This window comes from Mycolicibacterium chitae (genome assembly GCF_900637205.1).
GTDB lineage: Bacteria > Actinomycetota > Actinomycetes > Mycobacteriales > Mycobacteriaceae > Mycobacterium > Mycobacterium chitae.
Map to the genome: position 1 here is coordinate 3552099 of NZ_LR134355.1, position 20675 is coordinate 3572773.

20 protein-coding genes and 1 tRNA gene are annotated in these 20675 nt (G+C 69.0%); 6 read left to right on the forward strand and 15 right to left on the reverse strand.

The genetic code is table 11. The annotated features are described in order from the left end of the window. Positions 1-29 precede the first annotated feature (29 nt). The 7 genes from EL338_RS16960 to EL338_RS16990 all read right to left on the reverse strand — a co-directional run bounded on the left by EL338_RS16960 (position 30) and on the right by EL338_RS16990 (position 6034). Positions 30-947: a DUF7064 domain-containing protein gene (locus EL338_RS16960; RefSeq protein WP_126334808.1), complete on the reverse strand. Its 918-nt coding sequence runs from the start codon at positions 945-947 to the stop codon at positions 30-32. Positions 948-1201: 254 nt separating this feature from the next. Next, complete coding sequence (locus tag EL338_RS16965; RefSeq protein ID WP_126334809.1) at positions 1202-1573, reverse strand: hypothetical protein; 372 nt, start codon at positions 1571-1573, stop codon at positions 1202-1204. A 101-nt stretch (positions 1574-1674) separates the two neighbouring features. Next, the gene (locus tag EL338_RS16970; protein ID WP_126334810.1) at positions 1675-2088 is read right to left on the reverse strand and encodes a MarR family winged helix-turn-helix transcriptional regulator; all 414 of its coding nucleotides are present in this window, start codon (positions 2086-2088) and stop codon (positions 1675-1677) included. Next, the gene (locus EL338_RS16975) at positions 2078-3508 is read right to left on the reverse strand and encodes an MFS transporter (RefSeq protein WP_126336931.1); all 1431 of its coding nucleotides are present in this window, start codon (positions 3506-3508) and stop codon (positions 2078-2080) included. Before EL338_RS16975 ends, EL338_RS16970 begins: the two co-directional genes overlap by 11 nt. A 66-nt stretch (positions 3509-3574) precedes the next feature. Further along, positions 3575-4030, reverse strand: a complete 456-nt coding sequence (locus tag EL338_RS16980) for a nuclear transport factor 2 family protein (protein ID WP_126334811.1) — start codon at positions 4028-4030, stop codon at positions 3575-3577. After that, the gene (locus EL338_RS16985) at positions 4023-5087 is read right to left on the reverse strand and encodes a zinc-binding dehydrogenase (RefSeq protein ID WP_235666187.1); all 1065 of its coding nucleotides are present in this window, start codon (positions 5085-5087) and stop codon (positions 4023-4025) included. The genes EL338_RS16980 and EL338_RS16985 overlap by 8 nt, the downstream gene beginning before the upstream one ends. Positions 5088-5152: 65 nt before the next feature. Beyond that, entirely contained in the window at positions 5153-6034 is an 882-nt protein-coding gene (locus EL338_RS16990; protein WP_126334813.1) for a helix-turn-helix domain-containing protein, read from the reverse strand. A 107-nt stretch (positions 6035-6141) separates the two neighbouring features. Between EL338_RS16990 and EL338_RS16995 the strand changes: the two genes are divergently transcribed. Next, complete coding sequence (locus EL338_RS16995) at positions 6142-6345, forward strand: hypothetical protein (protein ID WP_126334814.1); 204 nt, start codon at positions 6142-6144, stop codon at positions 6343-6345. Between the two features lie 163 nt (positions 6346-6508). After that, positions 6509-6883 (forward strand): DUF7715 family protein, encoded by a 375-nt coding sequence (locus EL338_RS17000; protein WP_126334815.1) that lies wholly within the window; start codon positions 6509-6511, stop codon positions 6881-6883. Positions 6884-6968: 85 nt separating this feature from the next. On the opposite strand, the gene EL338_RS17005 is transcribed toward EL338_RS17000, so the two are convergent. From EL338_RS17005 to EL338_RS17015, 3 genes are all read right to left on the reverse strand, one after another. Continuing rightward, positions 6969-7042, reverse strand: a tRNA-Met gene (locus EL338_RS17005). A 440-nt stretch (positions 7043-7482) separates the two neighbouring features. Continuing rightward, positions 7483-10470, reverse strand: coding sequence for a UPF0182 family protein (locus EL338_RS17010; protein ID WP_126334816.1), 2988 nt, complete (start codon positions 10468-10470; stop codon positions 7483-7485). 77 nt (positions 10471-10547) lie between these two features. Continuing rightward, the gene (locus tag EL338_RS17015; RefSeq protein WP_126334817.1) at positions 10548-11570 is read right to left on the reverse strand and encodes a YlbL family protein; all 1023 of its coding nucleotides are present in this window, start codon (positions 11568-11570) and stop codon (positions 10548-10550) included. 83 nt (positions 11571-11653) lie between these two features. On the opposite strand from EL338_RS17015, the gene EL338_RS17020 reads away from it, so the two are divergent. From EL338_RS17020 to EL338_RS17030, 3 genes are read left to right on the forward strand one after another with little or no spacing between them, the layout of a single operon-like run. Further along, positions 11654-12997, forward strand: a complete 1344-nt coding sequence (locus tag EL338_RS17020; RefSeq protein ID WP_126334818.1) for a zinc-dependent metalloprotease — start codon at positions 11654-11656, stop codon at positions 12995-12997. 52 nt (positions 12998-13049) lie between these two features. After that, positions 13050-13901, forward strand: a complete 852-nt coding sequence (locus EL338_RS17025; protein WP_126334819.1) for a bacteriocin biosynthesis cyclodehydratase domain-containing protein — start codon at positions 13050-13052, stop codon at positions 13899-13901. Between the two features lie 43 nt (positions 13902-13944). Further along, positions 13945-15282: a macrolide-binding ATPase MABP-1 gene (locus EL338_RS17030; RefSeq protein WP_126336932.1), complete on the forward strand. Its 1338-nt coding sequence runs from the start codon at positions 13945-13947 to the stop codon at positions 15280-15282. A gap of 245 nt (positions 15283-15527) precedes the next feature. On the opposite strand, the gene EL338_RS17035 is transcribed toward EL338_RS17030, so the two are convergent. The 3 genes from EL338_RS17035 to EL338_RS17040 form a co-directional block, all read right to left on the reverse strand. Further along, positions 15528-15797: a WhiB family transcriptional regulator gene (locus EL338_RS17035; protein WP_126334820.1), complete on the reverse strand. Its 270-nt coding sequence runs from the start codon at positions 15795-15797 to the stop codon at positions 15528-15530. A 145-nt stretch (positions 15798-15942) separates the two neighbouring features. Further along, entirely contained in the window at positions 15943-16104 is a 162-nt protein-coding gene (locus EL338_RS26185) for a hypothetical protein (RefSeq protein WP_163792210.1), read from the reverse strand. 104 nt (positions 16105-16208) lie between these two features. Then, positions 16209-18305 (reverse strand): ATP-dependent DNA helicase UvrD2, encoded by a 2097-nt coding sequence (locus tag EL338_RS17040; RefSeq protein ID WP_126334821.1) that lies wholly within the window; start codon positions 18303-18305, stop codon positions 16209-16211. Positions 18306-18335: 30 nt separating this feature from the next. Between EL338_RS17040 and EL338_RS17045 the strand changes: the two genes are divergently transcribed. Continuing rightward, entirely contained in the window at positions 18336-18587 is a 252-nt protein-coding gene (locus tag EL338_RS17045) for a mycoredoxin (protein WP_126334822.1), read from the forward strand. 75 nt (positions 18588-18662) lie between these two features. On the opposite strand, the gene nudC is transcribed toward EL338_RS17045, so the two are convergent. Together nudC and EL338_RS17055 are read right to left on the reverse strand one after the other, a co-directional pair. Then, entirely contained in the window at positions 18663-19592 is a 930-nt protein-coding gene (gene nudC / locus EL338_RS17050) for an NAD(+) diphosphatase (RefSeq protein ID WP_126334823.1), read from the reverse strand. Further along, on the reverse strand, positions 19585-20640 hold the full coding sequence (locus EL338_RS17055; protein WP_179967289.1) for a potassium channel family protein: 1056 nt from the start codon (positions 20638-20640) through the stop codon (positions 19585-19587). Before EL338_RS17055 ends, nudC begins: the two co-directional genes overlap by 8 nt. Positions 20641-20675: the final 35 nt, after the last annotated feature.

Genomic DNA, 20675 nt, shown 5'->3' on the forward strand with positions numbered 1-20675 from the left:
GTCTCCCTGCGTGGTCTTTGCGGCCGCGGTCAGTGCACGCGGTGGATGATGCCCTGCTCGAAGAAACCCGCGCCCGTGGCTCCGTCGGACTCGAAGGTCATGAAATCGTCGTAGGTGCCGAACGCCGGGCCGTCGGTCTCGCGCCCCATCGGGACGAAGAAGCCCGCCCGCCGACTGGACATCGACACAACCTTGGCGCGTCCGTCCGCCAGAGTGACTGTGCCGGAGACGAACTGCGCCGCGGCATTGCGCCGGAACGCGACGTCGGTGATCAGAACAGCGCCGGCGTCGTCGGTCCAGTAACCGTCCGAGCGCAGCGACCCGTCGGCGCCGAGAAACTTGATGACCGTCAGGAACGCATCCTCGACGACGCCGACCAAGCCCGCGTACTCCACCCACTGCGCCGATTCGTCACGGAACCCCCAGGTCCGGTCGCGCATCCCGATGGCGTCGAGATCCCAGGTGCGGCCGGCGTGCGCGATCTCGCCGCGCACGGTGCAGGCCTGCTGGAAATGCTGCAGGGGCCGGCCCGGCACCAGCGGCGGGATGAGGTCGTTGAGGCTGTAGTCGGCCGGCACCCACAGCGGCGCGTTGCCGATCAGCACCCGTAAGTCGGGGTGGTCGACGCCAATGGTCCCGTCCAGGCCGAACGAAATCGACTCACTGGCAAAGGATCCGGCCGGGAGCTCCTCGATGATCTCCACCTGCCCGGTTCCCAGCTGGATGGAGAACCTGGCACGGCGGGACCCGGCGTCGTTGGGCGAGGTCGAGACGTGGATGGCGCCGTAGATCTCGCCGGTGACATCCCAGAAGGACACGTACGCGTTGTCCTTCCAGGTGGGGTCCGTCGGCCTTGCGGCGTCGGTGTGCACGGCGGTGGCCAGTGGCCCCCAGGCGGCGTTGCCGCCCGCATGCGGCGAGGTGTCGTTGAGAATCGCGGCGGTCACAGGGGTCCTTTCGACGGCGGGTGCGGTGGGGTCTCGTGCTCCAACACGGAGATTCGGTGGATTGAGACGCCCGTCACCTATGAGCTCGCGCCGAAGTCTACGGCGTATACTCAAAATTCCGCAAGCCCCACCCGCCGGGTTCCACTGCCACGAAATACGCGCTGCGCAAACAGATTTCACGAATCGGCGCGCTGCGGGCAGCCGAAACCCGCCGTCGGCACCTCCCGTCGACGGCGCACGGTCGCGCGGGCGCGCTAGCCGTCGACCTCGCCGCGAGCCTTGATACTGAGCGCAAGACAGCTCAGCGATGCGGCGACGAAGGCGATGGCTCCCCCGCGCGAGATCCGGCCGCGCCGCGAGGCGATGGCGACGCCGATGATGTCACCGACATCGCAGGCACCGGCGAGCGCGAGGACCGCCTTGCGCGAGGGCCCGGTCGTCAGGAACGGCCCGGCGGCCAGGGCGAAATCCCGGGTGGCGCCCATCCGCAGATACTGGGGGGCGCTGACGTCCTGGGACGCCTCGATGCCGAAGAGGCGGCCGGCCGCGATGGGCGCAAGCCAGCCGCTGACGCCGATGCTCGACCGCGCCGCCGCCAGCACGGTCTTCGAATCCAGCTTGGTCATGTGCGAAGCCCTCCTAGTGCCCGGTCGATCGCCTGAACTGTAGCAACGGGCTGACTAGTTCTCAATGACTTTGAGTCAATAGGATGGAGCGGGCGGTATCCCTAGTGGCCGGCGAGCTTGTCGAGGATGGAGCGCAGCGCCGCGAGATCCTCGGCGCCGAGCACCCCGAACACCTCCGGGGCGGGGTCGGGCACCGCACCGATCGAGCGCACGAGGGCCTGCCCGGCCGCGGTCAGCGACACCAGTTTGCAGCGACGGTTCGACGGGTCGGTGCGGCGCACCACCAACCCCCGCCCGGCCAGATCGTTGACCGCGACCGTCGCCGCCGGTGCGTCGACGGTGGCCGCGGCGGCCAGTTCCTTGACCGTCATCGCGGTGCCGTTCAGCCGCAGCAGGATCCGGATCCTGCTGAACGGCAGCCCCGATTCCGCGATGACCGCGCGCTTCCAGTCGTCGCGGTGATCGCGCACCAGCGCTGCCAGCGCGCGCCAGATCTCGTCGGCCTCAGCGGACAACGGGAACCTCCCCCCGTTCGTCGAGGATCAACGGGGCGAGCCGCTCGGCGGAACGCAGCCCCCGCGCCGACGTCGACCACAGGCCCATCACCACGACCAGCAGACCGAGCACGATGCAGATGAACCAGAGCGGCCGGGCGGCGGTGGCGAAGTCGTTGCCGCCCTGCGCCAGCGCCGAACCCGCGACCGAACCGCACAGTGCCACACCGATACTGACCCCGACCTGACGGCTGGTCGAGGTCACGGCCGAGGCCGCCCCGGCCCGGTCGGTCGGCATCCCGCTGACCGCGGCGTTGGTGATGGGCGCGTTGATCATCGAGAAGCCGATCCCGAACACCGCGAAGACCATCAGCAGCCACCACACCGGCGTGGCGGCGTCCAGCGCGGTCAGCATGCCTGCGGCCGTCGCGATCAGCACCCCGGCGGTGACCAGCGACGGCCGGGCACCGTAGCGGCCGACCAGGCGGCCCGACAGCGGCGAGAAGACCAGCGCGCCGATCGCGATGGGCAGGTAGATCAGGCCGGTGTGCATGGCGGAGTAGCCGCGCTCGCCCTGCAGGTACAGCGACATCATGAACAGGAAGGCGCCCCAGGCGGCGAAGGCGCTCACGGCGTTGATGGTCGCGGTGGCGAACGGGATGCTGCGGAAGAACCGCAGGTCCAGGAACGGATCGACGCGTCGGGACTCGTAGGCCAGGAACGCGACGAACGCCACCGCCGCGGCGACGGCGGTCCCGACGACCCGCGGGTGGCCCCAGCCCAGCACCGGGCCCTCGATGAGCGTGTACACGGTGCCGAACAGGAACAGGATCGCCAGGCCCTGTCCGACCAGGTCGACGTTGCGCATGGTCGCCGATCTCGACTCGGGCACGAACACCGCGGTCAGCACGAGGGCCGCCGCGCAGATCGGCAGGTTGATCCAGAACACCGAGCGCCAGCCGATCGTGTCGATGAGCAGGCCGCCGACGATCGGTCCGAGCGCCATCGAAATCCCGACCACCCCGCCCCAGACGCCCAGGGCCCGGGCGCGTTCCACCGGTTTGGTGAAGATCTGCGAAATGATGGACAGGGCAACGGGGTTGAGCATCGAACCACCCACCGCCTGCAGGAAGCGCGCGGCGATCAGCATCTCGATCGTCGGGGCCAGGCTGCAGGCCAGCGATCCCAGGGCGAACAGCGTCAGCCCGGTCTGGAACACTCTGCGGCGTCCGAGGCGGTCCCCGGTGGCCCCGGCCAGCATCAGCAGCGACGCCAGCACCAGAGTGTAGATGTCGATGACCCACTGGATCTGTGCCGGCGTGGCGTCCAGGTCGGTGCGGATCGACGGGATCGCGACGTTGACGATCGTCGCGTCCATGGAGACGATGAGCAGGCTCAGGCAGCAGGAGAAGAGGATGACGGCCTTGCGCCGGGTGGTCATCGCCTCGGCGGGTGCAGTCACCCGATGATTGTGAAACTACAACTGTTTCTGCGCAAGCCGTACGTGCTACCGGCGGCCGCCGAGCCATCCCGCGATGCGCGCACCCAGGACCGGCGGCACCAACCGCAGCGGTCCCGGCAGACGGGCGCCGTGCAGAATTGTCCGGCGGAACCTAATGCGCCACCCCTGGTCGGTGCGCACGAGTTGGTCGTCGTACCAACCGAAATTTTCGATGGCACCGAGCCCTTTGGGCCCCATGACCACGGCGTCGACGTAGGTGCGGGCGGTGGCGGTGTCGCCGTCGACGACGATGACGAAATTCGTCAATCGGTGCATCGACGGGCCCGAGTGCGACGCCCGCATGTAGGCCGTGATGGCCTCCGGGGACTGCCACTGGCCGATGGCGCCGTAGTCGAAGTGCGCGTCGTCGGTGAAGCAGGAACGGAACAGCGTCCAGTCGCGGCTGTCGATACCCGTCGCGTACCGAGTCAGCACATCGACGATGTCGTCGCGGTCAGTCATTGTCGGCCTTCCAGACGATGCGCAGCGGCGCCGAGGAGGAACGGGCCCGTTCGAAGGCGTCCGGCAGCTGATCGAGGCCGATGGTCTCGCCGATGAACAGGACGGGGTCGAGTTTGCCGTCGAGGATCATGTCCAAACAGCCGTACCAGTCCTCGAACTCGGGACCGCCACCCCACTGGATGATCAGCCCCTTGAGATGCGCGACGGTGGAGGAGATTTCGTCGACATGCGAGCCACCGGCGCTGAGCACGTACGCGCCGGCCGCGCAGTTCTCCGCGATGTCGGTGAGCACGCCCTTGACGCCCGCGCATTCGTAGACCACCTGCGTGGGCAACCCGATCTGGCGGACCCGGTCGTGGACTTCCTCCGGGGAACCCCACGCCTCGCGGCGCCACGCGGCAAACGGCGATTCCTCGCGGGGATCCACCACGACGTCGGCGCCGAGTTCGCGGGCGATGGCGCGGCGCTCGGCCGACAGGTCCGCGGCGATGATCTTCTGCGCCCCACGCAGTTTCAGTCCCGCGACGACCGATGCGCCGATGGCCCCGCAGCCGATGACCAGGTGCACGGTGCCCTGCTCGGCGACCTGCTCCATGCCGGCGCGGCTGTAGAACCAGCCCACAGCCAACGCGTCGTTGACCGCGATGTGCTCGACCGGGACAGTGTCCGGAACCTCGCGGGCCAGGAACTCGGTGAGCAGGAAGTACTCGCCGTACCCGCCGGGGGCCTCCGGCGAGTAGCCGACGATGCGGGCCGGTTCGTCGGGGCGCATGAGGACGGGAATCGAGGTGACGCGGGTGCCGATGGGCAGCGTCTTCTGGCAGTCCGGTCCGTAATCGACGATCTCGGCGCAGAACTCGTGGCCCATGATGACGTCGCAGTCGGGCGCGTCGACGCGCATGCCGGACTTGTCCGCGGCGTTGACGTCCGGATGGTCGACGTAGTGGTGGTCGGAGGCGCATACCGCGCAGGCCAGGGTGCGCACCAGCAGTTGCCCGGGTCCGGGCACCGGCATGGGTACCTCGGCGATCTCGATCCGGCGGTTCTTGTATGTCATCGCGCGCATTGCAGTAGGGCCTATCTCAATTATTCGAGAACTGAATTCTCTAATTTGTGTTGAGACTAGGCGCGGGTTGGTTTGTGGTCAATGCTGCATCGAGCGGCAGCGGCCGCGACGGTGGTGCCGAGCCGGCGAATCTCCTTGAACGGCAACGGCCGGCCGGGATGTACTCCCAGGATGAGGGAGGCCTGCCCCGCGGCGTCGAAGATGGGTGCGGCGATGGTCGCCACCGGTTGGGTCTCGATGGCCGGGTCGTCGTCGGACAGGTAGCCGACCTTGGCGCAGTCGAGCAGGGCCTTTTCCAGGACGGCGACCACGTGGTCGGAGACGTCGGCGTCGGTGCGGACCTCGCCGAGGAACTGGGACATGCGCATCAGCACCGGCGTCGTCCAGTCCACGTCGTACCCGCGTTCCCGGGCGCGCTGCAGGACGCCGCGCAGCCGGCGGGCCACCGCCCCGGTGACGCCCGGGTTGCGCGCCATCCAGGCGCGCTGCTCGTCGGCCTCGGCCCACGCCGCGAACGCCACCCCGAAGGGCGGGGCGTAGGGAATCCGCTCCCCGGGCAATCCCGCCGGATGCCGGCCGTCGCCGCCCTCGAAGGCGATGATCACCAGCGCATCTCCCACGAGTTCGACCACCGAGGCCGCCAGGCCCGTGTCGTTGGCGAGCTCGGTGGCCGCCTGCTTGGCGGCGTGGGTGAGCGGCAGCGCCGTCGCAGTGGTCGCGGCGACGGCGGCGAGCCCGGGCCCCAGCCCGTAGGCCTTGGTCTGCGGATCGCGGACCAGCCAGCCGCGCTCGCACAGCGAGTTGAGGATGGCATTGGCGGTGCCCTGGCTGATCTTCAGTTCGCGGGCGACATCCGAGAACCGGACGTCCTCGCCGTTGCGGCGGGCCACGAACTCGAGGATGTCCAGGACCCGCTCGGTGGGCGCCGATGTCGCCACGGCTCACCTCCCTCGGATTGGGAGCTATCGTCTCTCGATTATTCGAGGCTGGCAATAGGGCCGCGTCTGGTGTGGGACGCCATTAGGGTCTGGTACCGGGAGGCGAGATGGCCAGACTGCAATGCATCCGGTGCGCCAAGACGCTGACGCACCGCGACGCCTACGTGCTGCCCAAGCGGCGGCAGGCGGTGGCCCGCCCGCACGAGGAGCCGGTGGTCTGCGAGAAGCATTTCTACGACCTGGCCGGGTACTACCCGCGGTCCTCGGACACGTTGTGGGTGCAGATGCAGGACAGTCGGCGGAGGAAGTAGCGGTTAGCGCCACCTGCATCGAGAACCGCACCCAGATTATGTGCACCGCCAACGGGCAGCTGCGGCAGTCCTTAGCTACTTCCGCAACCGGTAGCGGGTTACTGCTGAGCGGTTGTCGGTGGCCGGTCCTAGGCTCGGCGCCAACCGTGCAGGAGGCCGGCCGATGAAGATCCTGGTAGCAACACCACTCACCCAGGGAACCCGCGACAACGACTACAACTACTGCGTCCCAGGGGAACTCCTATGGGTTCAAGAACCCTGCGACCGAGACCTGCGCGACCCCGACGGCGGCTGCGGATGCGGGCGCGGCTTCGCCGGTGCGGCATCGCATCGCGCGACGACCACCGCCCAGGTCGTCGAGGTCGACTTCAGCTACGACGAACTGGTGCTTGCCATCCAGACGAGTCTGGCCGACAGTGGTTGGCCGCAAAACTGGGCCGCGGAAGTCGTCCACGACAACCTGATGATCGCGTCGATGTTTCCCGCCGGAACCGTGATCGAGCGCCGACTGGATGGGTTCTCAGCTCGGGCAGCTTAGGCACGGGGTTTGGCAAGCAGGCGCAGCGGACGCTCGACGATTGAAAATGGCCCCCGGAGTTTCCTCCGAGGGCCATTCTCGTTAGTAGCGGGGGCAGGATTCGAACCTACGACCTCTGGGTTATGAGCCCAGCGAGCTACCGAGCTGCTCCACCCCGCGACGGGTGAACACAAGGTTACCCAACGGCTCGTGAGACTCCAAATCGGGTGCTCAGCGGTGGTTTTCGGCCTCGAACGTGCGGTCTCATACGCGGTAACGGCGTGGGCGCGTATGAAACCGCACAATCGCGACGCAGCAGGCGAGCAAGAGGCGCGCAGGACCGTGCCGAGACGCGCGCCGCTGACGTCGGTCCGCCCGGCCTCGAACGTGCAGTCTCATACGCGATGACGGCGTGGCGCGTATGAAACCGCACAATCGCGGCGCAGCGGGCGGGCAAGGCAGCCCCTACAGGCCGCAACAGCTACGGGCCCGCGACAACCCGCCGGCTGGCCGCGAAGGTGCGCAAACCACGCAATTCCAGCGGCGTGTCGTCCGCGGACGCGCCCGCTCGCGCTAGAAGGGGCGCCCAGCAAGCTGGACGCCCCTCCCCTAACGCTTACCTACTCCGCGCTGTCGAACTTGTTCATGGCGTCGTCGAGCCGCTGCAGCGCCTCGCCGTACTCGGCGAAGTTGCCGCTCTGCTGCGCCTCACGCACCGCCTCCATGGCCGTGCCGATCTCCTGCAGCGCAGCGGCTTTCGCGCCGGAGAGCTGCTGAGGCGCGCCGTCGGTCGCCGGTGGCACGGCCGCGGCCGGAGCCGGCGTGCGCGGCCGTCCCTCGGCGGGCGGGGTCGCCTCGGCCGGTTGACCGTTGGGCGTCGGGCTCATGGGCGCGGGCCCGACGGCGGTCGCACCGGCACCGGCACCGAAGATCTGGTCCAGGGCCTGGCGCACCGTCGGCGCGTAACCGACCTTGTCGCCGTACATCATTGCCACCCGGATCAACCGTGGATAGGTCGAGGCGGCATCGGCGCGACCCGGTGAGGCATACACCGGCTGCACGTACAGCAGGCCGCCGTGGCCCACCGGCAGCGTGAGCATATTGCCCCACTGGATGCGGTTCTGCCCGTCTCTACCGATCTGGCCGAGGTGCTCACTGACCGAGGTGTCGGTGTTGATGGCGCCGTGGGCCAGCGACGGACCTCGCACCTGACCGGGCACGGTCAGCACGGTGAGCTGCCCGTAGTTCTCCGGATCGGAGTTGGCGCTGATGAACGAGGCCAGATACTCGCGGTTGAGCTGGTTCATCGCACTGGTCAGCTGGAACGCCGCCGAATTGTCGCCCTCGGCAAGGCTGTTCGCCACGATGTAGTACGGCGGCTGGAAAGTCCCCTGCCGGATCGGGTCCTGCGGCACGTTCCAGAAGTCCGACGTCGAGAAGAACGTCACCGGGTCGTCGACGTGGTAGCGCGCCAGCAGCGAACGCTGCACCTTGAACAGATCCTCCGGGTACCGGAAGTGCTGCGCCAGCGATTCGGTGATCTCACTCTTGGGCTGGACGGTGTCGGGGAACACCTTCATCCACGCCTGCAGCACCGGATCCGACTCGTCGTGCGCGTACAGCTTCACGGTGCCGTCGTAGGCATCGACGGTGGCCTTCACCGAGTTTCGGATGTAGGACACCTGCTTGTCGGGCACCAACCGGTTGTTGACGCTCGGCGTGGTGGAGTCCGCCGTCGCGCTCGAGAGCACGGTGAGTTCGGAATACGGGTAGTTGTCCAGCGTGGTGTAGCCGTCGATGATCCACTTGATCCGACCGTCCACGATCGCCGGGTACAGCATCGAATCGGTGGTCAGCCAGGGCGCCACGGCCTGCACCCGCTCGGCGGGGTCCCGGTTGAACAGGATCTTGCTCTCCTCGCCGATCACGTTGGAGAACAAGAAGTTCCGCTCGGCGAACTTGGCGGCGAACAGCGAGCGCGCCAGCCAGTTCCCGATCGGCACACCACCGGAACCGGTGTAGGTGTAGTTGCGGGTCTCGGTGTTGGTCTCGTAGTCGTACTCGCGATCGGCGCCGTTGCTGCCGACGATGGCGTAGTCCGCGGGCGCCGAGGCGATGATGGGCCCGTAGTAGATCCGCGGCTGCTCGAGCGGGGCCGGTCCGGGCGAGGTCACGCTGCCGTTGGCGCCGACCACGCTGGCCAGGAACTCCGGGTAACCGCCGTTCTGGTTGGGGTCGTTGGCAATTCCGCGCACGGTGTTTGCCGGCGAGGCGATGAACCCGTTGCCGTGGGTGTAGACGCTGTGCCGGTTGATCCAGTCGCGCTGGTTGTCGATCAACCGGGCCGGGTCGAGTTCGCGTGCGGCCACCACGAACTCGCGCACGTCGCCGTTGGGCATCCGGTAGCGGTCCATCGACAGCTCTTCGGGGAACGCGTAGAAGTTCTTCGCCTGCTGGAACTGCGTGAACGCCGGGCTGACGATGCGCGGGTCCAGCACGCGGATGTTGGAGATGGTCGCACTGTCGGCGGCGACCTGCTGCGCCGAGGTGGGGGCGTCACCGCTGTAGTCGCGGTAGGTCACCTTGTCGTCGGTCAAGCCGTAGGCATCCCGCGTGGCGGTGATGCTGCGGCTGATGTATTCGCTTTCCTTCTGCGCGGCGTTCGGCTTGACGCTGAACTGCTCGACGACCAGCGGCCAACCGGCCCCGACCACCACCGAGGACAGCAGCAACAGCACCAGGCCGATCGCGGGGATCCGCAGATCGCGCAGCACCAGCGCGGAGAACACCGCGACGGCGCAGATGACCGCGATGGCCACCAGGATCAGCTTGGCGGGCATCACGGCGTTGATGTCGGTGTAGCCGGCGCCGGTGAACGGCTTGCCGGCGCGGGTGTTGCTCAGCAGCTCGTAGCGGTCCAGCCAGTAGGCGACGGCCTTGAGCAGGACCAGGACGCCGACGAGGGTGACCAGCTGGATGCGCGCGGCCCGGGTGACCGCGCCCTCGCGACCGGCCAGCCGGATGCCGCCGAAGATGTAGTGGCCGACCAGGTTGGCGATCAACGCCAGGACGACGGCGACGAACAGATAGGACAGCACCAGCCGCAGGAACGGCAGCTCGAAGGCGTAGAAACCGAGGTCCATGCCGAACTGCGGATCGGTGATGCCGAAGTCGCCGCCGTGCAGGAACAGCTGCACGCGCACCCAATAGCTCTGCGCGACAAGTCCGGCGAGCAGACCGATCAGCACCGGGACGCCGATGCCGATGGCCCGCAGCTGCGAGAGCACCGTCGTGCGGTAGCGCGCCACCGGATCGTTGGGGCCGCTGGTCGGCACGAACACCGGCCGGCTGCGATAGGCCAGGAACAGCCCGAGGAACACCACGACACCGACCAGCAGCGCGGCCACCAGGAACACCGCGATCCGGGTGAACAGCACGGTGGTGAACACCGAGCGGTAACCCAACTCGCCGAACCACAGCCAGTCGATATACGTGTCGATGAACCGAGGCCCGATCAGCAGCAGCACGACGGCCACCACTGCGATCGCGATCAGAAATCGACTACGCCGAGTGAGGCTCGGCATCTTTGCGGCGGGCCGCATACCCACGAGTGAACTCCCGGTCAGAGCTGATTAGTTGGTGCCAACTGTACGCATGCCGGCTCGACGACCGGCCGTCGAGTGTTCTAGCACCGCGGCGGTTCGCCACCAGCTGAAACGGTCTCCAGCGCCGCCACGGCCGAATCGAGGGTCTCGACCTTGACCAATTCCATGCCGTCCTGCTTGGCCGAGACGGCCTCGGCGCAATTGTCGGCGGGCACCAGGAACACCGTGGCCCCGGCCTCCCGGGCGGCGGCCAGCTTGTGCGTGATGCCGCCGATGCTGCCGACCTTGCCGTCGCCGTCGATGGTCCCCGACCCCGCGACGTTGCGACCGTCGTTGAGCTCACCGGGGGTCAGCTTGTCGACGACGGCCAGGCTGAACATCAGCCCCGCCGACGGCCCGCCGATGTTGGCCAGGTTGAAGTCGATGGTGAACGGCGCCCACGGGGCGTCGCGCACGCCGACGCCCACGTAGCCGTAGTCGCGGTCGTCGTTGGACCCCAGCGTGATGGTCACGGTGCCGGGCGCCTCATTCTTGCGGCGGAAGTCGACGACGATGTCGTCGCCGGGCTTGGTGTGCTCCAGCAGCCCGGTGAAGGCGGCGACATCGGCGACCGGGGTGCCGTTGACGGCGTCGATGGCGTCGCCGTCGCGCAACTTGTCCTTGGCGGGTCCGTCGTCGCTGACGGTCTCGACGGTGACCGCCCGCGGGTAGTCCAGGAAGGACAGCGCGGCGTACTCGGCGCTGTCCTCGGAGCTCTTGAACTCGGCCTGGTTGGCCTTGTCGATGTCGTCGCGGGTCTTGTCCGGCGGATACACCAGATCGCGCGGCAACAGCTGTTCGCGTCCCGACAGCCACAGCGTCATCGCCTGCCCCAGCGTCAGGCCGTCGCGCTGGGAGACGGTGGTCATGTTTAGCTCGCCGGCGGTGGGCTCGACATCGGTGCCCTCGATCTCGATGACGGGTTTGCCGTCGAAGTCGCCGAGGGTGTTGAAGATCGGGCCGGGCCCCAGCGATACGAACGGCACCGTGACGGCCGCCAGCAGCACTCCGAAGGCGAGGATCGGCACGAGCGCCACCAACAACGTCAAAATCCGCCTGTTCACGCCGCCAAGAGTAGACGCGGCAGTTCACCCAGAGCGTGACCGCCAAGCGCACGATCCGCCGTGGCGGTGAGTACCGTTGGGGTATGGCCGACCTGCCCTTCGGGTTCTCCCACGGAGACGATCCCGATCGCGATAAAAACAAGAAGGACTCCGGCGGTCCGTCGGACCCGTTCGGTTTCGGTGCCGGCGACATGGGTGATCTCGGGCAGATCTTCACCCGGCTGGGCCAGATGTTCTCCGGCGCGGGCAGCGCGATGGCCGGCGGCGGCTCGGGCCCGGTGAACTACGACCTGGCGCGACAACTGGCCTCGCAGTCCATCGGCTTCGTCGCCCCCATCCCGGCCGGCACGGCCAACGCGATCGCCGACGCGGTCCGGCTGGCCGAGACCTGGCTCGACGGGTCCACCGCCCTGCCCGCCGGCACCACCACCATCTCGGCGTGGTCGCCCACCGACTGGATCGACCACACGCTGGACACCTGGAAGCGGCTGTGCGACCCGGTGGCCCAACAGATTTCGTCGATGTGGACCTCGGCGCTGCCCGAGGAGGCCAAGGCGATGGCCGGCCCGCTGCTGTCGATGATCTCCCAGATGGGCGGCATGGCGTTCGGCTCGCAGCTGGGCCAGGCGCTGGGCAAGCTGTCCAAGGAGGTGCTGACCTCCACCGACATCGGCCTGCCGTTGGGCCCCAAGGGCACCGCGGCGCTGCTGCCCCAGGCCGTCGAGGAGTTCTCGGCCGGTCTCGAGCAGCCCCGCAGCGAGACCATGATGTTCCTGGCCGCCCGCGAGGCCGCCCACCACCGGCTGTTCAGCCACGTGCCGTGGCTCTCGGCGCAGCTGTTGTCCGCGGTCGAGGCCTACGCCCAAGGCATCGAGATCGACATGAGCGGGATCGAGGAACTGGCGCAGGGCTTCAACCCCGCCTCGATGGCCGACCCGGCCGCCATGGAGCAGCTGCTCAACCAGGGCATCTTCGAACCCAAGGCCACCCCCGGCCAGACCGCGGCCCTCGAACGCCTCGAGACGCTGCTGGCCCTGATCGAGGGCTGGGTGCAGACCGTGGTCGCCGATGCGCTCGGCGAGCGGATCCCCGGCACCTCCGCGCTGAGCGAGACGCTGCGGCGCCGCCGCGCCAGCGGCGGGCCGGCCGAGCAGACATTCGCGACGCTGGTGGGCCTCGAGCTCCGCCCGCGCAAGCTGCGTGAGGCGGCCGCGCTGTGGCAGCGCCTGACCGAGGCCGCCGGCATGGACGCCCGCGACGCGGTCTGGCAGCACCCCGACCTGCTGCCGTCGTCGGAGGATCTCGACGATCCGGCGGCGTTCATCGACCGGGTGATCGGCGGGGACACCAGCGGCATCGACAGCGCGCTGGCCGATCTGGAGAAGCAGTTCAAGGACGACCCTAAGGACGGCAGCGAGTCCAGCTGAGCCTGTGGATCGCTGAGCACGCAGACCCGAGTCTGCGTGCCACAGTCGGCGGATGGCACAGCTGTTCAGCCTCGATCCGGCGATGCCGGTGCTGCTCCGACCCGACGGTGTCGTCCAGATCGGCTGGGATCCGCGACGGGCGGTGCTGGTCCGCCCGCCGACCGGGCTTTCCGCGTCGGCGCTGGCCGACATCCTGCAGACCATGCGCAGCAGCACCGACGTGGACCGGTTGTATCGCGACGCCTGCCGCCACGGCGCGGTGGACGCCACCGAATTCACCGAGTTGGTCTCGGCGCTGGTGCGCGCCGGGGTGGCCCGCCCGGGCGCCGTCGCGCGCACCGGCCGGGCCACCGCCATCCGGGTGCACGGCCAGGGGCCGCTGACCGATCGGCTCGTCGAGGCCCTGGGCGGCACCGGGGTGCGGGTCAGCCACAGCAGCCAACCGCACGCCGTGATGCGCTCCGAACGCACCGATCTGGTGGTGCTCTCCGACTACCTGGTCGTCGACCCGCGCCTGGTGCGCGAGTTGCACACCGCCGGTGTCCCCCACCTGCTGGTGCGGGTGCGCGACGGCACCGGCCTGGTGGGTCCGCTGGTGATCCCCGGCGTCACCAGCTGCCTGACGTGCGCGGACCTGCACCGCAGCGACCGGGACGCCGCCTGGCCGGCGCTGGCCGCCCAGCTGCGCGACACCGTCGGGGTGGCCGACCACTGCACCGTCCTGGCCACCGCGGCGCTGGCGCTGGGCCAGGTGCTGGCCGTGATCAGCGGCGTGCGCACCGCCGGTTCCAGCGCGCCGGTACCGGCCGCGCCGCAGACCCTGTCGACCACGCTGGAGTTCGATGTGGGGGCCGGTTCGATCGTCTCGCGGCGCTGGCCGCGGCACCCGCGCTGCCCATGTTGAAAACGCGTGTTGCCATCTCGGTGCGGAAGGAGTGGGCGCGGTGGTGGATGATGGTCGGGTGGCAGAAATCAAGCGCGGTGGTATGGCGCGCAATGCGAAGATCGCGGGACTTGCCGGCGGAATGGCCGGTCGCGCGGCGCTGGGCTTCGGCAAGCGGCTGACCGGGAAGTCGAAAGACGAGGTCAACGCCGAATTGGTGGAGAAGGCCGCCCACCAGTTGTTCACCGTTCTGGGTGAACTCAAGGGTGGCGCCATGAAGGTGGGCCAGGCTCTGTCGGTGCTCGAGGCCGCCGTGCCCGAGCAGTTCGGCAAGCCCTACCGCGAGGCGCTGACCAAGCTGCAGAAGGACGCCCCGCCGCTGCCGGCCGACAAGGTCCATCGCGTGCTGGACGCCCAGCTGGGCACCAAGTGGCGCGAGCGCTTCGCCTCCTTCGATGACACTCCCGTGGCCTCGGCCAGCATCGGGCAGGTGCACAAGGCGGTCTGGAAGGACGGCCGCGACGTCGCCGTCAAGATCCAGTACCCCGGGGCCGACGAGGCCCTGCGCGCCGACCTGAAGACCATGAAGCGCCTGGTCGGGGTCTTCAAGCAGTTGGCGCCGGGCGCCGACGTGCAGGGCGTGGTCGACGAGCTGATCGACCGCACCGAGATGGAGCTGGACTACCGCCTCGAGGCCGACAACCAGCGGGCGTTCGCCAAGGCCTATGACGGCGACGAGAAGTTCGTCGTCCCGCACGTGGTGGCCAGCGCGCCGAAGGTGGTGATCGCCGAGTGGATCGAGGGCATCCCGCTGTCGCAGATCATCCGCGACGGCACCCAGGAGCAGCGCGACCTGATGGCCACCCGGCTCTTCGAGTTCTGCGACGACTCCCCGCGCCGGCTCGAGATGGTGCACGGCGACGCCCATCCCGGCAACTTCATGCTGCTGCCCGACAACAAGATGGGCGTCATCGACTTCGGCGCGGTGGCCCCCATGCCTGGCGGCTGGCCGGTGGAACTCGGCCAGATGCTGCGCTACGCGGTGGACAAGAACTACGAGAAGCTGCTGCCCACCATGGAGAAGGTCGGGTTCATCCAGAAGGGTGAGCAGGTCTCCACCCGCGACATCGACGACATGCTGCGCCAGTACGTCGAGCCGCTGGAGGTCCCGGTCTTCCACTACCGCCGCAAGTGGCTGCAGAAGATGACCAACGTCGAATTGGACCGCGCCGCAGGGCAAATCAGGACCGCCCGGCAGATGGACATCCCGGCCAAGCTGGCGATCCCGCTGCGGGTGATGGCCTCGGTGGTGGCGATTTCGTGTCAGCTCGACGCGCATGTGCCCACGCGGCGCATCGCCGACGAGATGGTGCCCGGGTTCTCCGACCCCGACGGGGTGTAGTCCCGCGCGGGGCCGCCTGGTCTCGCGCCGTAGCGTCCCGCGGCGCCGTCGTCCCTCGCCGAGAGTTGCCTTGTTGCACGCATTTCGGGTGAAACCCGTGCATCAACTCAACCCTGGCCACGGCCCCCGCGATAGCGCCTCGCCGAGAGTTGCCTTGTTATACCTATTTCGGGCGAAACCGGTGCAACAAGCCAACTCTGGCGGGGGTCGATATCTAGCGGGGCTGCCGCCCGGTCCTGCCGGGGCTAGGCAGCCACCGTCTCCTTGCGGGGCCGGCCGCGGGGACGCTTGCGCGCCACGATGGTTCCGCGCTCGACGATCTCGCCGCCCCACACACCCCACGGCTCGGCGCGTTCCAGCGCCGCGGACAGGCACTGCCGACGGATCGGGCAGTCCACGCACAGCACCTTGGCGCGCTCGAGATCGTTGGGGTTTTCGGCGAACCACAGGTCGGGGTCTCCGACATGGCACGGCAGCACCGGCAGTTTCTCCTCAGGGACTGTCAGGGCTGACATGTCCTTCACCTGCTTCCTGGTCTCTTGGCTTTCAGTTCCATGAGATCCGGGGCCAGGTTTCGCGGGTAATCCGGCGAAAAAACTGTGGCCACGGATCCGGGTGACGTCGGGTCCGTGGCCACTAAGGCGGGTTTCGCGGGTTTCTCTAGCGGAAACCCCGATTCACGGACGCGACGATCGCGGCGGCGGGACGACGCTTGGCGTGCGGCGCGGCGGCCCACTGATGGGCGGCGGCAGCTCGGGAGGCCCGGGCGATGCGCACGACGGCGACCTCGGCTACGCCGACGCCAGCTGCGGTGCTAATCATCGTTGGGGCCTCCTTCCTGGGCTCGTGCTCACGTGCGTGAATGTGCGCTTCAGAGGTTAGACCTCCGTCGCCGAATTCGCCAAGCAATTTTTTGACCTGCGGTTTCAGCTGCCATGGACGAGTTCGAGCACATCGGGCCCGAACTGTTCGAGCTTGCGCGCGCCGATACCCGAGATGGCCACCAGCGCGGCGTCGTCGGTGGGGCGGGTCTCGGCGATGGCGATCAGGGTGTTGTCGCTGAACACCACGAACGCCGGCACCTTGAGTTCCTGCGCGGTACGCAGCCGCCATTCCTTGAGCCGGGTCAGCAGATCGGTGTCGATGTCGGAGGCGCACGTCTCGCAGCGACCGAGGATCAGCGCCGCCGGGGTGCTCAGCGCGTTATTGCAGACCCGGCAGCGCTTGTTCGCCGACCGGGACCGGCGTGAGTTGCCGGTGGGCGCCGGGTTGCTGGTCTGCGGGGCGATGCCGCTCAGGAACCGCGACGGCTTGCGCGATTGGCGACCGCCCGGGGTCCGCGACAACGCCCAGCTGAGCGCCAAATGCACTCGGGCGCGGGTGATTCCGACGTAGAGCAGCCGCCGCTCCTCCTCCACGGCCTCGCTGTCGGGGCCGTGCGCCAGGGCGTGCGAGATGGGCAGCGTGCCGTCGGTGAGCCCGACGAGGAACACCGCGTCCCACTCGAGTCCCTTGGCCGCGTGCAAGGACGCCAGGGTCACGCCCTGGACCACCGGTGGGTGCCGGGCGTCGGCGCGCACCCGCAGCTCGGCGACCAGCGCCGGCAGGTCCAGCCCGGGCCGCTCGGCGACCTCGTCGTCGACCAGTTGCGCCAGCGCGTCGAGCGCCTCCCAGCGCTCGCGGGCCTTGGTGCCCGTGGGCGCCTCGGCGGTCAGGCCCAGCGGTTCGAGCAGGGCGCGCACCGCGGCCGGCAGGGCGGCGCCGTCGACCTCGGGGCTGCGCTCGGCGGCGCGCTGCAACGCCACCAGCGCCTGCCGGATCTCCTGGCGGCTGAAGAACCCCTCGCCGCCGCGCACCTGGAAGGCGATGCCGGCCTCGGTCAGCGCCTCCTCGTAGGCCTCGGACTGGGCGTTGATCCGGTAGAGCACCGCGATCTCGGCCGCCGGGGTGCCCGCCTCGATCAGGGTGCCGATCGCCTTGGCCACGGCCGTGGCCTCGGCGACCTCGTCCGGATACTCCGAGAACGTCGGCTCCGGGCCCGGCGGCCGCTGCCCCACCAGGTGCAGCTTGCTGCCCGCGACGCGGCCGCGCGCCGCCTTGATCACCCGGTTGGCCAGCGAGACGACCTGCGGGGTGGAGCGGTAGTCGCGCTCGAGGCGCACGACGGTGGCGTCGGGGAAGGTCCGGGAGAAATCCAGCAGGTAGCGCGGGGAGGCGCCGGTGAACGAGTAGATGGTCTGGTTGGCGTCGCCGACGACGGTCAGGTCGTCGCGGCCGCCCAGCCAGGCCGTCAGCACCCGGTGCTGCAGCGGGGTGACGTCCTGGAACTCGTCGACCACGAAGCAGCGGTAGCGGTCCCGGAACTCCTCGGCCACCCCGACGTCGTTCTCGATGGCCGCGGCGGTGTGCAGCAGCAGGTCGTCGAAGTCCAGCAGCGTGACCTCGCCGCGGGCCTTGAGGCTTTCGTAGCCGGCGTAGACCGCGGCCACCCGCGCGGCGTCCATCGGGATGTCGCGCGTGTTCTCGGCGACCGCGGCCGGGTACTGCTCGGGGGTGATCAGCGAGGCCTTGGCCCACTCGATCTCGCCGGCGAGGTCGCGGACGTCGTCGGTGCTGGCCTGGACCCGGGCCCGGTTGGCGGCCTGGGCGACCACCGCGAACTTGCTGTCGAGCAGCTGCCAGCTGGTGTTGCCGACCACCCGCGGCCAGAAGTAGGACAGCTGGCGGCGCGCGGCGGCGTGGAAGGTCAGGGCCTGCACCGACCCGACCCGCGGGGCGTCGGGGTCGGCGGCCTCGATGCCGCGCAGCCGGACGCGCATCTCCCCGGCGGCCCGGGAGGTGAAGGTGACCGCGAGGATCTGGCCGGCCGCCACCTGTCCGGCGGTGACCAGGTGTGCGATGCGATGGGTGATGGTGCGGGTCTTTCCCGTTCCCGCGCCGGCGAGCACGCACACCGGACCGCGGGCGGCCAGCACGGCTTCGCGCTGTTCGTCGTCGAGTCCGTCGGTTGGCATGCCGTTCATCTTGGCAGGCGCTGCTGACAAGATGGTCACATGACCGCTAGCGAAACACCCCTGATCATGTACTCGACCACGTGGTGCGGGTATTGCCGCAGGCTCAAGACCGCGTTCAAGGCCGAGGGCATCGCCTACACCGAGGTGGACATCGAGGACGATCCGGCGGCCGCCGAGTTCGTCGCGTCGGCCAACGGCGGCAACCAGACCGTGCCGACGCTGAAGTTTGCCGACGGCTCGACGCTGACCAACCCCAGCATCGGCGAGGTCAAGGCCAAGCTCGCCGGGTAGCGAGCGGGCGGAAAACCCGAAAAAATGTCGGCGTGTCGGCCGGGGACTCGCCCGCTCGCGCTGGAAAAAAGGGGGTTAGTCGCGTTCAGCCCAGGATTCGATGATCTCCCGGGCGATCGAGATCGAGCCCGGCAGCAGCAGTTTCGATGCCGAGGCCGCCGCGGTGCTCCAATCCCCCACGCCCAGGGCCGCGCGGACCTCGTCGCGGGTGAACCAGGCGGCCTCGGCGATCTCGCCGTCGTTGAAGCTGAACGGCTGATCCGGATCGGCGACGGCGTGGAAGCCGACCATCAGCGAGCGCGGGAACGGCCACGGCTGGCTGCCCAGATACCGCACGTCGCGCACCGCGAGGCCGACCTCCTCGGCGATCTCGCGACTCACGCAGGTCTCGAACGACTCGCCGGCCTCGACGAACCCGGCCAGCAGCGAGAACATCCGGTCGGGCCAGTTGCGCTGCCGGGCCAGCACCACCCGGTCGGCGTCGTCGTGCACCAGGCAGATGACGGCCGGGTCGATGCGCGGGAACTCCTCGTGGCCGGTCACTGGGTTCACCCGCGACCAGCCGCCCTTGCTCGGCTGGGTCGGCGCACCGTCGACCGACGAAAACCTTGCCGCGTCATGCCAATTGAGCAACGCGGTGGCCGAGGACACCAGGTGCGCGCTGACGTCGTCGAACAGGACCCCGGTGCGGCGGATGTCGAGGACCTGCGCGTCGGCCCCGTCCTCGGGCGGCGCCAGCGGGGCGCGGATGGCCCAGACGTGCCGGCCGTCCTCGAGCCGCCCCAGGAACACCGCGTCGTGCGGCGGGGTGTCGCCCAGCGGGGCGGTCTCCCCCAGCACCACCTTCCCGTCGGCGATCAGCACCTGACCGCGGCCGTCGACGCGCAGGACCGCGGCCTCGGCCCAGCCGGCGATGGCCGCGTCGATGTCGGTGCGCAGGTGATCGGAGCGGTCGGCCCCCACCCGGGACAACAGTGGGGTGTTGCGCAGCTGGAAGTCAGTCACGGTCCTCACCCCCGCTGTGCACGTAGAGCACCCGATCTCCTTCCTCGAGCGAGTCGACCTCGGGATCGTCGACCCGCTTGAGCACACCGTTGCGCACCACGCCCAGCACGATGTCCACCAGGTGCTTGGGCGAGCCGCCGACCTCGCTGCGCTCCACGTCGCGCTCGACGATGACGAAACCCTCGTCGGGGGTCAGCAGGTCCTCGATGAGTTCCACCACGCTCGGGGTGCTGGTCGCGATGCCCAGCAGCCGTCCGGCGGTCTCCGAGGACACCACCACCGAGTCCGCGCCGGACTGTTTGAGCAGGTGCTGGTTCTCGGACTCCCGGATGGCCGCGATGATCTTCGCGTTGGGCGCGAGTTCGCGGGCGGTCAGCGTGACCATGACCGCGGTGGGGTCGCTGTTGGGGGCCACGATGATCGACTTGGCGTGCTGGGCGCCGGCCAGGCGCAGCACATCGGAGCGGTTGGCGTCGCCGCGGACGGTGACCAGCCCGGCGGCGTTGGCACGCTCGAGCGACGCCTGGTCGGTGTCGACGACGACGATCTCGGCGGGCGGGATGCCGTCGGCGATCATCGCGGTGACGGCGGTCTTGCCCTTGGTGCCGTACCCGATGACGACGTTGTGGTTGCGCACGGTGTTCCTCCAGCGCTGAATCTTCAAGGCCTGCCGCGAGGCCGCGGTCAGGGTCTCGACGGTGGTGCCGATGAGCACGATCAGGAAGGCGATCCGCAGCGGCGTGATGACCAGGACGTTGATCAGCCGGGCCGACGGCGTGTACGGGGTGATGTCGCCGTAGCCGGTGGTCGACAGCGACACCGTGGCGTAGTACAGGCAATCCAGGAACGACAGCTCGTCGCCCTGCACATCGCGGTAGCCGTGGCGGTCGACGTAGACGATGAGCACCGCTGCGAACAGCGCGCCCAACGCGTAGAGGACGCGGCGGCCGATCTTGCGCGCCGGGGAGACGAACCGCTCCGGGATCCGCAGGTGATCGACGAGGGCCGCGTCCGGCTTCGCGGTCAGTGCCTCGTCGAGGCGGCGCATCCGCCTGCGCAGCCTGCTCTCAGCCACGATGCTCG

What these genes read in the sequence shown, in the direction of transcription:
- EL338_RS16965 (WP_126334809.1), bottom strand. Translation starts at nt 1,573, where the DNA reads ATGACCAAGCTGGATTCGAAGACCGTGCTGGCGGCGGCGCGGTCGAGC.
- EL338_RS16975 (WP_126336931.1), bottom strand. Translation starts at nt 3,508, where the DNA reads ATGACCACCCGGCGCAAGGCCGTCATCCTCTTCTCCTGCTGCCTGAGC.
- EL338_RS16980 (WP_126334811.1), bottom strand. Translation starts at nt 4,030, where the DNA reads ATGACTGACCGCGACGACATCGTCGATGTGCTGACTCGGTACGCGACG.
- EL338_RS16985 (WP_235666187.1), bottom strand. Translation starts at nt 5,087, where the DNA reads ATGACATACAAGAACCGCCGGATCGAGATCGCCGAGGTACCCATGCCG.
- EL338_RS16995 (WP_126334814.1), top strand. Translation starts at nt 6,142, where the DNA reads ATGGCCAGACTGCAATGCATCCGGTGCGCCAAGACGCTGACGCACCGC.
- EL338_RS17000 (WP_126334815.1), top strand. Translation starts at nt 6,509, where the DNA reads ATGAAGATCCTGGTAGCAACACCACTCACCCAGGGAACCCGCGACAAC.
- EL338_RS17020 (WP_126334818.1), top strand. Translation starts at nt 11,654, where the DNA reads ATGGCCGACCTGCCCTTCGGGTTCTCCCACGGAGACGATCCCGATCGC.
- EL338_RS17025 (WP_126334819.1), top strand. Translation starts at nt 13,050, where the DNA reads ATGGCACAGCTGTTCAGCCTCGATCCGGCGATGCCGGTGCTGCTCCGA.
- EL338_RS17035 (WP_126334820.1), bottom strand. Translation starts at nt 15,797, where the DNA reads ATGTCAGCCCTGACAGTCCCTGAGGAGAAACTGCCGGTGCTGCCGTGC.
- EL338_RS26185 (WP_163792210.1), bottom strand. Translation starts at nt 16,104, where the DNA reads ATGATTAGCACCGCAGCTGGCGTCGGCGTAGCCGAGGTCGCCGTCGTG.
- EL338_RS17040 (WP_126334821.1), bottom strand. Translation starts at nt 18,305, where the DNA reads ATGAACGGCATGCCAACCGACGGACTCGACGACGAACAGCGCGAAGCC.
- EL338_RS17045 (WP_126334822.1), top strand. Translation starts at nt 18,336, where the DNA reads ATGACCGCTAGCGAAACACCCCTGATCATGTACTCGACCACGTGGTGC.
- EL338_RS17055 (WP_179967289.1), bottom strand. Translation starts at nt 20,640, where the DNA reads ATGCGCCGCCTCGACGAGGCACTGACCGCGAAGCCGGACGCGGCCCTC.